1 protein-coding gene is annotated in these 610 nt (G+C 63.1%); it reads right to left on the bottom strand.

Annotated elements, in window-relative coordinates:
* The coding region (locus ACYDAT_RS15810) for a Crp/Fnr family transcriptional regulator (protein WP_461451371.1) at positions 1-513 on the bottom strand (513 nt) is incomplete at its 3' end.
* Positions 514-610: the final 97 nt, after the last annotated feature.

Below are 610 nucleotides of genomic sequence, written 5' to 3'. Positions count from 1 at the left end.
GCCAGCCGCATTGGTGACGCCTTCGCGACGCACGTCCAGCAAGTGGGCGATGAGCTGATGCGTCATCACCAGCTCTTTGGAATGCGCCCGGTCCAGGCTGAGCAGCAGCAAACGGCACAGCCGCTGATCCAGCGTATGGCGGAGATTGCATACGGATGTTTGCGCGATCTGGGTGATGAGGGCCTGGGTAAAGCGCAGCAGCAGGTGCGGCACGGGGCCACCGCGGTCGAACGCCTGCATCAGCACCTTCGCATTGAGCCGAATCACCTGGCCGTCGCATTGCGCGACGGCACGGCTCGGCGTTGATTTGGCTCCCATGAAAAGCGAAATGCCAACGATGCCTTCGCGCCCGACGACCGCGATTTCGGCCGAGGCGCCGTCCTCCATCACGTACAGCAGCGAGATGATCGACGTGGTCGGAAAGTACACATGGGTCAACCGATTGCCGGGCTGATAGAGCACCTCGCCATGATGTATGTCCACAGGTTCCAGATGCGGCAACCAGCGCGCCAACTCGGCATCGGGCAGCGCCGCAAGAAGTTCGTTTTGCCGCGGATCAACGGTTTTGCCGCGCGGGGGGGGGGGGGGGGGATACGGCCATGCGCATCTC

It is taken from the genome of Metallibacterium sp. (assembly GCF_054637675.1).
The sequence above is the reverse complement of the archived record's forward strand: the minus strand, read 5'-3'. Positions and strand labels throughout refer to the sequence as shown.